Origin of the sequence: Streptomyces sp. NBC_01241, assembly GCF_041435435.1 — a bacterium.
Taxonomy (GTDB): Bacteria; Actinomycetota; Actinomycetes; order Streptomycetales; family Streptomycetaceae; genus Streptomyces.
The window spans coordinates 1,963,291-1,976,199 of the sequence record NZ_CP108494.1 but is presented as its reverse complement, the minus strand read 5'-3'; the positions used below and the strand labels follow the sequence as shown (position 1 = coordinate 1,976,199).

Sequence of the window (12,909 nt, the reverse complement as noted above, 5' to 3'; positions counted from 1 at the left end):
CCCTGTTCCGGGTGGCCGTCCGACTGTCCGGCTGCCCGGCGTCATGCCCGCTGTCATGTCCGGTGTCGTGTGCGGTGTCGTGTGCGTGCCGTGTTCCGACATCTGTGTGTCCGTCTGCGCGGTGTCTGGCCGGTGCCTGTTCGGCGATGAAGTCCCCACTGCCGGGCTCGGGTGGGGTGCGCGCTCCCGTCTTGACCTGCGCCAGGCGGCTGCCTTAGCGTGAGCTCGTTCATGAATATGGACATCAATCAGAATTGTGCACGCCTGAATCTGCTCAGGGAGCGCCCGTGACCTCAGCCCCTCTTGCCGCCCGACTCAACCGTGCCGCCGGGCCGCTCTTCTTCCCCGTCACCGCCTACGGACCGGACGGCGCCGTCGACCTCGACGCCTTCCGGGCCCATGTGCGCACCGGCATCGACGCCGGTGCGGCGGCCGTCTTCGCCTGCTGCGGGACCGGCGAGTTCCACGCGCTGACACCGGAGGAATTCCGCCTCGTCGTCGCCGCGGCCGTCGAGGAGACCGCCGGAGAGGTGCCCGTCGTCGCGGGTGCCGGGTACGGCACTGCGCTCGCGATCCAGTACGCGAGGCTCGCGGAGGAGGCGGGCGCGGACGGGCTCCTGGCCATGCCCCCGTATCTCGTCGTCGCCGACCAGGCCGGGCTGCTGAGCCACTACACGGCGCTCGCCGCGGCCACCGGTCTGGAGACGATCGTCTACCAGCGGGACAATGCCGTCTTCACCCCGGAGACCGTCGTCGCGCTCGCCGGGACGCCCGGCGTCATCGGTCTCAAGGACGGCTACGGCGACCTCGACCTGATGCAGCGCATCGTCAGCGCCGTCCGCACCGAACGGCCCGGCCAGGACTTCCTGTACTTCAACGGGCTGCCCACCGCCGAACTCACCGGCCTCGCCTACCGGGGCATCGGCGTCACGCTCTACTCCTCCGCCGTCTTCGCCTTCGCGCCCGACATCGCGCTCGCCTTCTACCGGGCGCTGGACTCCGGCGACACCGACCTGGCCGACGCGCTTCTCGACCACTTCTACCGGCCGCTCGTCGAACTGCGCGCCAAGGGCCGCGGCTACGCCGTCTCGCTCGTCAAGGCGGCGGTCCGGCTGGGTGGTCTGGAGGTGGGCGAGGTCCGCACCCCGCTCACCGAGCCTCCCGCCGCCCACGTCGAGGAGCTCACCGCGATCATCGCGCGCGGCCGCGCGTTGCTGGAGAAGTACGGACAGGAGCGGCGCGGATGAAGACCTCCGCCTTCCTCTACCCGTGGGACGTCGTCGGCGACCCGGACGCGGCCGCCCGCGTCGTGGACCTGGGCGTCCAGCAGGTGACGCTCGCCGCCGCCTACCACTCCACCCGGGCGCTGACCCCGCGCCACCCGGGCCGGCGCATCGTCACCGCCGAGCACGCCGCGGTGCTCTACCCGCCGGACGCCGCCCGGTGGGCCGGGCGCGAACTGCGTCCGTACGCGCAGTCCTGGCTGGCCTCGGACGATCCGTACGCCGAGGCCGCACAGGCACTCACCGGGGCCGGTCTGGAGGTGCACACCTGGGTGGTCCTCGCGCACAACTCCCGGCTGGGCACCGAGCATCCGGACACCTCCGTCGTCAACGCCTACGGTGACCGCTACCCGTGGGCGCCCTGCATCGCACAGCCCGCGGTCCGCTCCTACCTGGTGGACCTGGCGGCGGAGGCGGCGGTCCGGGACGGTGCGCGCGGCACCGAGCTGGAGTCCTGCGGCTGGTACGGCTTCGCGCATCTGCACGCCCACGACAAGATCGCGGGCGTCGGCCTCGGGGACGCGGCGCAGTATCTGATGTCGCTCTGCTTCTGCCCGGCCTGCCGGACCGGATACGGCGAACACGGCCTGGACACCGAAGAGCTGGCCGCGGCCGTACGGCGGGGCCTGGAACCGGCATGGGCGGGTTCCGGCTCCCCGGAGGCCGGGTGGGCGGGCATCGAGAAGCTCCTCGGCGCCGGCCTCGCCGCCGCCACCCTCCAGTGGCGAGGCCAGGTCGCCCGCACGCTTCAGGAAGCCGCGGTCGCCGCGGTGCGGGCGGCGGCGGAGCCGGGCTTCCAGGTGCTGCTGCACGCCGACCCCGCCCCGTACCGCTGCGGTGCCAACGTCGGCGTGGACCCGGAGCACCTCCTGTCCGTGGCGGACGGTGCGGTGCTGCCGTGCACCGGCGGCGAAGCGGCGCGCGAGGCCGTGCTCGGCCCGTTCGCCGGGCGCGACGGCGTGCTCGCGGCCAACTTCACCGTGGTCACGGGCATGGGTGGCAGCCCCGCCACGCTGGAGCGGGACGCCGCGCACGCGGCATCGCTCGGCGCGAACCAACTGCGCCTGTACCACGCCGGGCTGGCCTCCGGCCCGGACCTCGATGCCGTCGCCGGAGCGCTGTCACGCCTCGGGCGATGAAGGAAGCGGGCCGGTGGGGGCGCCCGTCAGCCTCCCCCGCCGGCCCGTGACCAGCAGGGCCGCGGTCAGCAGCGCCGCCGCACCGACCAGCGGCAGCAGTACCCGGATGTCCACCAGCGCGATCAGCCCGGCACCGAGCGCCAGCGCCACCGCGTTCGGCACCATCATCAGCGTGTTCGCCGTCGCGACGGTGCGGCCCAGCAGGGCGTCCGGGGTCTCCCGCTGCACCGCCGTCATCGCGGCGATCAGCACACACGGCAGCCCCATCCCGATGGCCGCGCTCCCCGCCAGCGCCACCGCGTCGTACGGCAGTGCCCGTGCCGCCACCGCCGCCGCGAACAGCGCGATCCCGGCCGCCGTGAACACCCGCTCCGGCAGCCGCCGCAGCAACGGCCCGGCCAGCACCCCCACGGCGACGGACCCGGCGCCCTGCGCCGCGTACAGCACCCCCGCGTACGTGGGGGAGTGCCCGAGACCGTCGTCGACGAAGGCGTACACCGCCGCCCCGTTGAGTCCCGCGCACAGCATCGTCACCGATCCCGCCAGCACGAGCGGCCGCAGCACCGGAGACCGCCACACCTGGCGTGCACCCGCGGCGAGTTCGCCCCGGCGTCCGACCGGAGCGGTCACGACCGGCTCCCGCACCGGCAGCAGCACGTAGACCCCGGCCGCCAGCGCGAACGACACCGCGTCCAGCAGCGCCACCGCGCTGCCCCCGAACCGGCCGTACAGTGCCGCGCCGGTCAGCGGCGCCAGCAGCTTCATGCCCTCGTTCGCCGTCATCCGCAGCCCGTTGAAATCACCCAGCAGCCGTGCGTCGACGGCCCCGGCGACCAGCGCCGACTCGGCCGCGTCCATCAGCACGGAACTCGTTCCGTACAGGACGAGCACGGCGAAGAGGATCCAGATCCGCCCCGCCGAGTCGACCACGACCAGCGAGGCCACCAGCCCCGCCATGACGAGATTCGACGCGACGAGGAGCGGCTTCCTGGGCAGGCGGTCGGCGATCGCCCCGAGCGCGGGCCCGACCAGCACCGGCAGCCACATCGCGAAGACGGCGAGCGCCGCCAGACTGTCCGAGCCGGTGAGCGACTTGACCCAGACGCCGGCCGCGAGCCACATCGCGGACGTCCCGAAACCGGAGACGACGACCGCCGCCAGGAACAGCCCCGCCGTACGGTCCCGCAGCACCCGCACCGTCGTCGACCCCGCCATCGCACCCACCACAACCCTTCCGACCCGCACGTTCGTCACGGGTTCAGGCTGGTGACTGAGTACGCCCGCCGGCATCGGGCGGATGCCCTACCGCGCACCCGGCCGCGCCCGCCGGCCCCGCACCGGGTGTACGGCACATGCCCGATGCCCGCGAAGTTGTTTGGTCAGAAGCGTTGACGAAACATTCCGGCCCCCTCTAGCTTCATCGCGTCGTACTTCGTACGTCATATATGAGACGCGATACGCGAGATGCGAGAGCCCTTCACTCATGACCTTTGCGACGCCCACCCCGATTCCGTCCCGCACCCAGTACGTGCTGGAGGCGATCAAGCATGCGATCCTCACCGCGCAGCTGAGACCAGGGCAGGCGCTCGTCGAGACCGAACTCGCCGCACAGTTCGGGGTCTCCAAGACACCGGTGCGCGAGGCGCTCAAGACGCTTGCCGGTACCGGGCTCGTCGTGATGAGCCAGTACAAGGGCGTCACGGTGCGCCTCGTCGACGCGGCCATGGCCCGGGAGGTGTACGACGTACGCCTGCTCCTCGAACCGGAGGCGCTGCGCCGCTCCATCACCCGCAAGGCCACGCTCGACGCCGCCCGGGAGGCCCTGGAGCGAGCCGACTCGGCCGGCGACAAGGCGGACCGCTCGCTCGCCAACCGGGACTTCCACCGGGCGCTCTACCTGCCCTGCGGCAATCCGCTGCTGGCCCGGATGCTCGACGAGGTCCGCGACCAGGCCGCACTGGTGTCGACCGTCGCCTGGGCGGCCATTCCGTCCTGGGAGCGGGAGGCCGCCGAGCACCGCGAGATCCTGCGGCTCGCGCTCGCCGACGACGCGGACGCCGCGGCCCGCGCCCTGCACGACCACATCGCGTCGTTCGTCAGCCGCGCGTTCCCCGAATCGGCGGAGACCGAGGGGGCCCCGGCATGAACCACCAGCACACCGATGAAAGGCCTGGTCGCATGGACTTCCTCCCGCTGAAGACGGCCCTCGCAGATGTCGTGGCGATCCCGGTGACGCCGTTCGCCGCGGACGGGACCATCGACCTGGCCGCCCACCGCGCCCTGCTGCGACGGCTCCTCGATGGAGGGGTACGCACCCTCACCCCGAACGGCAACACCGGAGAGTTCTACGCCCTCACCCCCGAGGAGCGGCGCACCGTCACCGAGGTGACCATCGAGGAGACCGGTGACCGCGCCACGATCCTGGTCGGCGTCGGCCACGACGTGCCGACCGCGGTCGCCGCCGCCGAGCACGCGCGCGACGCCGGTGCCGAGCTGGTGATGGTGCATCAGCCCGTGCACCCGTACGTCTCGCAGGACGGCTGGATCGACTACCACCGCGCCATCGCCGAGTCCGTCCCCGGGCTCGGTGTCGTCCCGTACATCCGTAACCCGCAGCTCGGCGGCGAAAGCCTCGCCGCGCTCGCCGACAGCTGCCCCAACGTCATCGGCGTGAAGTACGCCGTCCCGGACGCCGCCCGGTTCGCCGCCTTCTCCCGGGACGCCGGCCTGGACCGCTTCGTCTGGATCGCCGGTCTCGCCGAGCTGTACGCCCCCGCCTACTTCTCCGCCGGTGCCACCGGCTTCACCTCGGGGCTCGTCAACGTCGCCCCCGGAGTCCCGCTCGCCATGCTGGAGGCGCTGCGGACCGGCGACCACCCGGCCGCGATGAAGGTCTGGGAGCGGATCCGCCGCTTCGAGGAGCTGCGCGCCGACCGGCAGTCCGCCAACAACGTGACGGTCGTCAAGGAGGCCCTCGCCGCGCTGGGACTCTGCCGCCGCGACGTCCGTCCGCCCAGCCGGGTGCTGCCCGAGGCAGAGCGCGCCGAGGTCGCCGCCGAGGTCGCCGGATGGTCGATATGACGGGCCGGAACACCCGGATCGCCCCCGGGGAACTGCGCAGCCACCAGTGGTACGGGACGGACGGGCTGCGCTCCTTCAGCCATCGGGCCCGCACCCGGCAGCTCGGCTACCTCCCCGAGGAACACCTGGGCAAGCCCGTCATCGCGATCCTCAACACCTGGTCCGACATCAACCCCTGCCACGTCCACCTCCGCGACCGTGCGCAGGCGGTCAAGCGGGGCGTCTGGCAGGCGGGCGGCTTCCCGCTCGAATTCCCGGTCTCCACGCTGTCGGAGACGTTCCAGAAGCCCACCCCGATGCTCTACCGCAACATGCTGGCGATGGAGACGGAGGAGCTGCTGCGCTCCTACCCGGTCGACGGCGCCGTGCTGATGGGCGGCTGCGACAAGTCGACGCCCGCGCTGCTGATGGGCGCGGCCTCCGTCGATCTGCCGGCCGTCTTCGTGCCGGCCGGGCCGATGCTGCCGGGGCACTGGCGCGACGAGGTGCTCGGCTCGGGCACCGACATGTGGAAGTACTGGGACGACAAGCGCGCCGGCCTCATCGGCGACTGCGAGATGGCCGAGCTGGAGAACGGGCTGGCCCGCTCTCCGGGCCACTGCATGACGATGGGCACCGCGTCGACCCTGACGGCCGCCGCCGAAGCGCTCGGCGTCACCGTGCCGGGCGCCTCGTCCATCCCGGCCGTCGACTCCGGGCACGACCGGATGGCGGCACGGTCCGGACTCCGCATCGTCGAACTGGTTTGGCAGCAGCGGAAGTTGTCACGGATCCTCACGGCGGAGGCGTACGAGGACGCCGTCGCCACCGTTCTCGCGCTCGGCGGCTCCACCAACGCCGTCATCCATCTCATCGCCATGGCGGGCCGCTCGGGAGTGAAGCTCACCCTCGACGACTTCGACCGGATCGCCCGCACCGTGCCCGTACTCGCCGACCTCCGCCCCGGCGGCCGGTACTTGATGGAGGACTTCCACTTCGCCGGCGGGCTGCCCGGGTTCCTTGCCCGGCTGACCGACGTACTCCACCTGGACCGCCCCACCGTTGCGTACGACACCCTGCGCGAACAGCTCGACGGGGCGCTCGTGCACAACAACGAGGTCATCCGGGAACGCGACAACCCCCTGGCGGACGAGGGCGGCGTGGCGGTGCTGCGCGGCAACCTCTGCCCGGACGGCGCGGTCATCAAGCACGTCGCCGCCGAGCCGCACCTGCTGCGCCACACCGGTCCGGCGGTCGTCTTCGACGACTACAAGGAGATGCAGCGCACCATCAACGACCCGGCCCTGGCCCTCACCCCGGACCATGTGCTGGTCCTGCGCAACGCGGGCCCCAAGGGCGGCCCCGGCATGCCCGAGTACGGCATGCTGCCGATCCCCGACTACCTGCTGAAGCAGGGCGTACGGGACATGGTGCGGATCTCCGACGCCCGGATGAGCGGCACCAGTTACGGGGCCTGCGTGCTGCACATCGCGCCCGAGTCGTACGTCGGCGGGCCCCTCGCCCTCGTCCGCACCGGTGACCCGATCACCCTGGACGTCGAGGCGCGGCTGCTCCACCTCGACGTTACGGACGAGGAGTTGGCGCGGCGCAGGGCCGCGTGGACGCCACCGCCCACCCGGTACGAGCGCGGTTACGGGGCGCTGTACCACGACCAGATCACCCAGGCCGACACCGGCTGCGACTTCGCGTTCCTGGCCCGGCAGGGAGACGTGCCCGACCCGTACGCCGGCTGAACGGCCCGGCCGGACAACCCGCACGCCACAACGGGTTTCCTCCGCACCGCTCGTACGTGATCTCGAACGCCGTACGGCAAGCACTTGCTGAATACACGCATCACCCTCGGCAACGCGTTTCACCCAGCATCCGCATCACCCCCATCACCTGCAGCACCTGAGCACCGCATCACCTCAGCACCGAGCACCCGCATCCACCGAGCACCCGCACCACCTCAGCACCCGCATCACCCGAGAGAGAACGGAGACGTGTCATGGCCCGAGCTCCCGCTGTGGCCGCACCGCCCCAAGTGCCCCGGCGCCGCTCCGCGAGCCCCCGCCGGCTGCCGTATCTGCTGATCGCCCCCGCGGGGCTGCTGATGCTGGGCTTCATCGCCTACCCGGTGCTCAGTGTCTTCTACTACAGCCTGCAGAACTACAACGTCACCAAGCCGTGGCGGAACGGCTTCGCGGGCTTCGACAACTTCACCCGGATCTTCACCGAGGACGACCAGTTCTGGACATCGCTCGGCTTCAGCGCCCAGTGGGTCGTCACCCAGGTCGCCCTCCAGCTCACCCTCGGCCTGGCGCTCGCCCTGATCGTCAACCAGACGTTCATCGGCCGCGGCATCTCCCGCGCCATGGTCTTCTCGCCGTGGGCCGTCTCCGGTGTGCTCACCAGCACCATCTGGATCCTGCTCTACAACTCCTCGACAGGATTCAGCCGTTACCTCGCGGACGCCGGAATCGGCGACTACGGCACCTCCGTGCTCTCCGACACCGGCACCGTGTTCTGGGCCGCGACCGTCGCCGAACTCTGGCGCGGCGTCCCCTTCTTCGCCATCCTCATCCTCGCCGACCTGCAGTCCGTCTCCAAGGAGCTGTACGAGGCGGCGGCGGTCGACGGCGCCGGGCGGGCACGTCAGTTCTTCCACATCACGCTGCCGCACCTGCGGGACGCGATCATCCTCTCCACGCTGCTGCGCGGCGTCTGGGAGTTCAACAACGTCGACCTGCTCTACACCCTCACCGGCGGTGGACCGGCGGGCGAGACCACCACACTCCCGCTCTACGTCGCCAACACCGGCATCGAGGGCCACGACTTCGGTTACGCCTCCGCGCTCACCACCGTCGCCTTCGTGATCCTCCTCTTCTGCTCGATCGTCTATCTGCGCCTGAGCAAGTTCGGAGGCGACCACAAGTGACTGCCGCACTCGCCGAGAAGCACACCGGCACGGCCGTGGAACCGGTACACAACGGTCCACCGCCCACCGCACACCACCGCCGCGGACGTGAGCGCGCCTACGATGACGTGCCGCGCCGGCAGATCTACCTACCGCTGGGCATCTACCTCCTGTTCACCCTCATCCCGTTCTACTGGATGTTCCTCTTCGCCGTACGGCCGGCGGGCTCCACCTCGCTCGTGCCGTGGCCCATGACCGGGGAACACTTCTCCAAGGTCTGGAACGAGCGCAGCTTCGCGGTCTTCTTCCAGAACAGCATGATCGTCGGCGTCTGCACGCTGATCGCCACGACGCTCGTCGCCCTCGCGGGCGGCTACGCCCTCGCCCGGTTCGACTTCAGGATCAAGGGCGCGTTCATGCTGGCGCTGCTCTGCTCGCAGTTCATCCCCGGCGCGCTGATGCTCGTACCGCTCTTCGAGATCTTCAAGAACCTCCGGATGATCAACTCGCTGGGCAGTGTCGTCATCGCCGAGACGGTCTTCCAGCTGCCGCTCTCCATCATCCTGATCAGCGGATTCATCAAGAACGTGCCCGCCTCCCTGGAGGAGGCCGCCTGGGTGGACGGCTGTTCGCGCTTCCGGGCCTTCTGCGCGGTGGTGCTGCCCCTGCTGCGGCCCGGACTGATCGCCGTCGGCTCCTTCGCCTTCGTGCACAGCTGGAACCACTTCCTGTTCGCCCTGATGTTCCTCAGCGAGCAGGACAAGCAGACGATCCCGGTCGGCCTGAACACCCTCATCGGCGCGGACAGCGTCGACCTGGGCGCACTCGCCGCGGGCGGTGTCATCGCCGCGGTGCCCGTGGTGATCGTCTTCGCCTTCATCCAGAAGTGGCTGATCACCGGCTTCAGCGCCGGTGCCGTGAAGGGCTGATGACCGTGCAGCGCCGCGCCGACCGCACCCCGCACGACCGGTCGAGAAGGACCCCACGATGACCACGCGACCCACCGCCCTCCCGATCGTTCTCGCGGGCGCCCGCGGCCACGGCCGATGGCACCTCGCCAATATCCGCCGCCTCCAGCACCAGGGCCTCGTCCGGCTGGCCGGCATCTGCGAACTCGACCCGCTGAGCGACGACGAGCTCGAAGCATTCGCCGGTGAACTCCCCGAGCAGTCCGCGGACTTCGGTGCGCTCATCGACTCCACCGGGGCCCGCGCCGCCGTCGTCTGCACCCCGATCCAGACCCACACCGAACTGGCACTGACCGCCGCCGCCCGCTCCGTCCACCTCCTGCTGGAGAAGCCGCCCGCGGCGACGTACGCCGACTTCGCGCGCCTGAGCGACGGCGTCCGGGCGGCCGGCATCGCCTGCCAGATCGGCTTCCAGTCCTTCGGCTCGCACGCCGTGCCCGCCGTCCGGGAACTCATCCGTTCCGGCGCGATCGGCACCCTGCGGGGCATCGGAGCCGCGGGCGCGTGGGTCCGCGACGACGCCTACTACCGGCGGGCCCCCTGGGCGGGACGGCGCCGGATCGGCACGGTCGACGTCGTCGACGGCGTCCTCACCAACCCCCTCGCCCACGCGGTCGCCACCGCCCTCGAACTCGCCGACCGCGGGCGGGCCGAGGACGTCGCGTCCATCGAGACCGAGCTGTTCCGTGCCCATGACATCGAGGCCGACGACACCTCGTGCGTCCGCGTCACCACCACGGACGGGCTGCCCGTCACCGTCGCCGTCACCCTCTGCGCCGAACAGGCCGGGGAGCCGTACGTCGTCGTCCACGGCGACCGCGGCCGGATCACCTTCTGGTACAAGCAGGACCGGGTCCTCGTCCAGCGCGCCGGACACGGCCCCGAGGAGGCCGTGCACGGGCGGACCGACCTCCTGGAGAACCTCGTCGACCACCTCGACGGGCGCGCCGGGCTCCTCGTACCACCGCACCGCACCGGCGCGTTCATGCGCGTCGTCGAAGCCGTACGGACCGCCCCGGAACCCGTCGCCCTGCCCGCCGGCGCCTGGCACACCGAGCCGGTGACCGGCTCCACCGGCATCCGCCGGGTGGTCCACGGCATCGACGCCGCCGTCGCCGCGGGCGCCGACACCCTCACCCTCTTCTCCGAACTCGGCGTCCCCTGGGCGCAACCCGGCGAGGTGAGTACACCGTGACCACCGCGCTCCTCCGCTGCGCGGGACGTCCCGTCGGCCGCTACACCTATCTGCCGGAGTCCGCGGGCCGCCCCTTCCTCCACCCGGTCACCACGCTCGGCGGCGTCCCCGTCACCGAGGAACGCCCGGCCGACCACCTCCACCACCTCGGCGCCTCCGTGGCCGTTCCGGACGTCGCCGGGCACAACTTCTGGGGCGGCCGCACCTTCGTCCGGGGCCAAGGCCCCACCGAGCTCGACAACCACGGCGTCCAGCGCCACCTCGGCTGGAAACTCCGCGACCCGGACGGCTGCGTCGAGGAGCTCAGCTGGGAGGCGGACGGCACCGAGCTGCTGCGCGAGCACCGCACCTTCGCCGCCACCGAACTCTCCGACAGCGCCTGGGCCTTGGACCTCTCCTTCTCGCTCACCAACCGCGGCAGCGTCGATCTCTCGATCGGCAGCCCCGCCACCAACGGCCGCCCCGGCGCCGGCTACGGGGGCTTCTTCTGGCGCGCCCCGAAGGAACCGGCCGCACCCGCCGTCTTCAGCGGGTGCGCCGCCGGTGAGGAGGCCCTGCACGGCCGGGCCGCCGACTGGGTGGCCATGACCGGCGAGGGCTGGACCCTGGTCTTCGCCGGGGCGACCGAGGAGACCCGCCGCGACCCATGGTTCGTCCGGACCACCGAGTACCCGGGCGTCGGCTCCTCGCTCGCCGCCGCGCACCGGCTGCCGGTCCCGGCGGGTGCCACCGTCGTACGCCGGGTCGTCACCGTCGTCGCGGACGGCCGGCTCGACCGGGCCGCGGCGGCCGGGTACGTACGCCGGGCGGTGACCGCGTGAGCCGCCCGTGGACCGCCGACCGGGGCGACGGAACGACGGCGAACCCGCGGCCCGGGTGGACGGTCGAACACGCCGGGGACGGGCTGCGGCTCGCCTGCGTACGGACCGCGTACGCGCACGACCTGCGGGCCCTGCCCAACCCGTAACACCGCAGGAACAGAGACGACATCGAGAGAGAAGAGCCGACCATGACCCATTCGAAGACGCAGCGGGGGCGTGCCACGGCAGCCGTGTCCCTCGCGGCACTGCTGGCCCTCACCGCGACCGCCTGCGGCGACGACGGATCCAGCTCCGGAGACGAAGGCAGCGGAAAGGGCGAGATCACCTTCTGGGACAACAACGGCGGCCCGCGCACCGCCGTCTGGACCGAGATCATCAAGGACTTCGAGGACAAGAACCCGGACATCAAGGTCACGTACGTCCCGATCCCGATCGCGGACGTCCAGTCCAAGTACGACACCGCGATAGCGGGCGGCGGACTGCCGGACGTCGGAGGCGTCGGCACCGCCTATCTCTCCAACATCGTCGCCCAGGACGCCCTGGAACCGGTCGGCGACCGCATCAAGGGCTCGTCCCTGAACGGCAAGCTCGTCGAGGGCATGGTCGCGAGCGTCAAGGACGCGGGGGGCCGGGGCGACGAGATGTACACCGTGCCGACCTCCGCGAACAACGGCGCGCTCTGGTACCGCACCGACCTCTTCAAGGCGGCCGGCCTCGAAGCCCCCACCACCTGGGCCGACTTCTACAAGGCGGCCGGCAAGCTCACCGACTCCAAGAACAACAAGTTCGGCTACACCATCCGCGGCGGCGCCGGTTCGATCGCCCAGGCCATCGACGCCGCATACGGGCAGTCCGGGATCACCGAGTTCTGGAACGGTGACAGGACGACCCTCAACGACCCGAAGAACGTCGCCGCGCTGGAGAAGTACGCCGCCCTGTACAAGAAGACGACGCCCGCCGCCGACGTCAACAACGACTTCACCAAGATGGTCGCCCAGTGGGACTCCGGCACCATCGGCATGCTCAGCCACAACCTCGGCTCCTACCAGGACCATCTGAAGGCGCTGGGCGAGGACAAGTTCGCCGGCATCCCGAACCCGATCGGTGACAGCGGCACCCGTGTCCAGGTCTCCAACCCCGTCGACGGGCTCGGGCTGTTCAAGTCGAGCAAGAACAAGACGGCGGCCTGGAAGTTCATCGAGTTCGCCGCCTCCCACGCGTCGAACAGCAAGTGGAACGAGTCGGCGGGCGCCATCCCGGCCAACACCGAGGCCGCCAAGGACCCGTGGATCAGCGCCGCCGCGCCGACCGAGCTCGCCGCGAAGTCCCTGACCGACGGCTCCACCAAGATCGTGCAGCTGCCGTACTACCTGCCCGACTGGAACAACATCAGCAAGGCCGACAACGAGCCCGAGTTCCAGAAGGTGCTGCTCGGCAAGACCACTGCGAAGGCATTCCTGGACAAGATGGCCGACGAGCTGAACAAGGCCCAGGCGGAGTGGAAGCAGCAGAACAAGAGCTGATCC

General features: G+C 71.1%; 12 protein-coding genes. 11 read left to right on the top strand and 1 reads right to left on the bottom strand.

The features are described 5' to 3' along the window. Positions 1 to 287 precede the first annotated feature (287 nt). Together OG306_RS08530 and OG306_RS08525 are read left to right on the top strand one after the other, a co-directional pair. Positions 288 to 1,247 carry a 5-dehydro-4-deoxyglucarate dehydratase gene (locus OG306_RS08530; protein ID WP_266745495.1) on the top strand — a complete coding sequence of 320 codons (960 nt, stop codon included), beginning with the start codon at positions 288 to 290 and terminating at the stop codon, positions 1,245 to 1,247. After that, complete coding sequence (locus tag OG306_RS08525; RefSeq protein ID WP_371665219.1) at positions 1,244 to 2,422, top strand: hypothetical protein; 1,179 nt, start codon at positions 1,244 to 1,246, stop codon at positions 2,420 to 2,422. Before OG306_RS08530 ends, OG306_RS08525 begins: the two co-directional genes overlap by 4 nt. Here OG306_RS08525 and OG306_RS08520 read toward each other — a convergent pair. Further along, positions 2,405 to 3,637 (bottom strand): MFS transporter, encoded by a 1,233-nt coding sequence (locus OG306_RS08520; protein WP_371666220.1) that lies wholly within the window; start codon positions 3,635 to 3,637, stop codon positions 2,405 to 2,407. The two genes, OG306_RS08525 and OG306_RS08520, sit on opposite strands and share 18 nt — an antisense overlap. Positions 3,638 to 3,905: 268 nt before the next feature. Between OG306_RS08520 and OG306_RS08515 the strand changes: the two genes are divergently transcribed. The 9 genes from OG306_RS08515 (at position 3,906) to OG306_RS08475 (ending at position 12,906) form a co-directional block, all read left to right on the top strand. Next, on the top strand, positions 3,906 to 4,568 hold the full coding sequence (locus OG306_RS08515; protein ID WP_266745493.1) for a GntR family transcriptional regulator: 663 nt from the start codon (positions 3,906 to 3,908) through the stop codon (positions 4,566 to 4,568). Positions 4,569 to 4,600: 32 nt separating this feature from the next. Continuing rightward, the gene (locus OG306_RS08510) at positions 4,601 to 5,503 is read left to right on the top strand and encodes a dihydrodipicolinate synthase family protein (protein WP_266907746.1); all 903 of its coding nucleotides are present in this window, start codon (positions 4,601 to 4,603) and stop codon (positions 5,501 to 5,503) included. After that, positions 5,491 to 7,236: an L-arabinonate dehydratase gene (gene araD / locus OG306_RS08505; protein WP_266745492.1), complete on the top strand. Its 1,746-nt coding sequence runs from the start codon at positions 5,491 to 5,493 to the stop codon at positions 7,234 to 7,236. The genes OG306_RS08510 and araD overlap by 13 nt, the downstream gene beginning before the upstream one ends. Positions 7,237 to 7,490: 254 nt before the next feature. Continuing rightward, positions 7,491 to 8,420 (top strand): carbohydrate ABC transporter permease, encoded by a 930-nt coding sequence (locus OG306_RS08500; protein ID WP_266745491.1) that lies wholly within the window; start codon positions 7,491 to 7,493, stop codon positions 8,418 to 8,420. Further along, a complete protein-coding gene (locus OG306_RS08495) occupies positions 8,417 to 9,328 on the top strand; it encodes a carbohydrate ABC transporter permease (protein WP_266745490.1) in 912 nt (303 codons plus the stop codon). The genes OG306_RS08500 and OG306_RS08495 overlap by 4 nt, the downstream gene beginning before the upstream one ends. Positions 9,329 to 9,386: 58 nt before the next feature. Then, entirely contained in the window at positions 9,387 to 10,562 is a 1,176-nt protein-coding gene (locus tag OG306_RS08490; protein ID WP_266907027.1) for a Gfo/Idh/MocA family protein, read from the top strand. After that, the gene (locus OG306_RS08485) at positions 10,559 to 11,383 is read left to right on the top strand and encodes a PmoA family protein (protein WP_266745488.1); all 825 of its coding nucleotides are present in this window, start codon (positions 10,559 to 10,561) and stop codon (positions 11,381 to 11,383) included. Before OG306_RS08490 ends, OG306_RS08485 begins: the two co-directional genes overlap by 4 nt. After that, entirely contained in the window at positions 11,380 to 11,529 is a 150-nt protein-coding gene (locus tag OG306_RS08480) for a hypothetical protein (protein ID WP_266752736.1), read from the top strand. The genes OG306_RS08485 and OG306_RS08480 overlap by 4 nt, the downstream gene beginning before the upstream one ends. A gap of 42 nt (positions 11,530 to 11,571) precedes the next feature. Continuing rightward, positions 11,572 to 12,906, top strand: a complete 1,335-nt coding sequence (locus OG306_RS08475) for an ABC transporter substrate-binding protein (protein ID WP_266745487.1) — start codon at positions 11,572 to 11,574, stop codon at positions 12,904 to 12,906. The last annotated feature ends 3 nt before the right edge of the window (positions 12,907 to 12,909 follow it).